The organism is Pseudoalteromonas atlantica (assembly GCF_043641955.1).
Classification (GTDB): Bacteria; Pseudomonadota; Gammaproteobacteria; order Enterobacterales; family Alteromonadaceae; genus Pseudoalteromonas; species Pseudoalteromonas atlantica_A.
The window spans coordinates 1-1,250 of record NZ_JBHZRV010000026.1; the positions used below are offsets into that span (position 1 = coordinate 1).

Annotated in this window: 1 pseudogene; it reads right to left on the reverse strand. The window is 39.2% G+C overall.

Features of this window, described 5'->3' with window-relative positions:
• Window positions 1-1,208, reverse strand: a pseudogene (locus tag ACHUE3_RS19830) (IS3 family transposase); the annotation flags it as partial.
• Window positions 1,209-1,250: the final 42 nt, after the last annotated feature.

Below are 1,250 nucleotides of genomic sequence, written 5' to 3' on the forward strand. Positions count from 1 at the left end.
CCAGGTCTTTTTTATGCACTTGATTTGGTGTTTTCATTCCCAAACTCAAATGCGGTCGTATTTCATTGTATATGAATATCGACTCTTCAACTAGTCGTTTTAACTCTTGTATATTGTGACATGTATAGAGTCAAAATTCTTGTTTTAATATTCCGTTAACCCGCTCCGCTAAGGCGTTTTGATAACAATCATATCCATCTGTCATCGATGGCTTAATTCCCTCTTTTAATAGCGCATTTTGATACACTTCAGAGCAATATTGTAGCCCTCGGCCTGAATGATGAATCGCATCACGTTTATATACGCGCTGTTTAATCGTCATCTCTAATGCTTTGACTACATCGGTTGCTTTCATTTCATCACTCAGCTCATAACCCATTATTTTTCGGCTATACGCATCAGTGACTAACGACAGGTAGTGTACGCCTTGCGCTGACTTTACGTATGTAATATCACTAACAAAGACTTCCTCGGCCGCAGTAGGCGTATGCTCTTTAAGTAAATAGGGGTGCTTGCGCATCCAATGGTTACTGTGTGTTGTTTTAGTGTAATTTTTCTTTGGTTTTACAAGAAAATCATGCTCTCTCAAATAATCAAAAAAACAATCACGGCCTAGTTTAATACCACGCTCTAGCAGCGCTGGTTTTATCATCCGATACAGTTTCTTTCCACCAACACGAGGCATGAATTGTCGTCAGTACATCACTAGTTCTTTGACTGGCTCTAGTGCTTTATTCCGAGCATCTATTCTGCGTATAGCTTGATAGTAACCTTGCCATGTTATGCCATATGCTCGGCATAACGGTGTCAGTTTTACTTGCTGTTTTTCTTTTGCGCGCGTGATAGCTCGGATATGTACTTTTTTCGCAAGTCCGCTCCATACTCTTCATCCATGATATTAATCATTTCATCTTTAACTAAATCCTTTAGGCGCAAATCTTCTATCTCACGCTCTAAACGTTTAATTTTTTGTGCTGGGGTTTCTTTTGATTTAGGCATATCGGTCATATAAGTTGGTGTAGGCCAATCTAATTTACCATGTTTTCTTAGCCATACAAGGACGGTGCTGCGACCTTGAATACCATAGTGTTTTTGAGCTTGTTTATACGTAAAGTTGCCCTTTCTACCTGCTCAACAATAGATAGTTTAAAGCCCAATGTATAATCTCGTTGGGTACGCTTAGTGCCTTTAGTTTCGGTGGTCTTCATAAATAAGTCCTAAATGTGTAAACACATTTCAGGACAAGACAT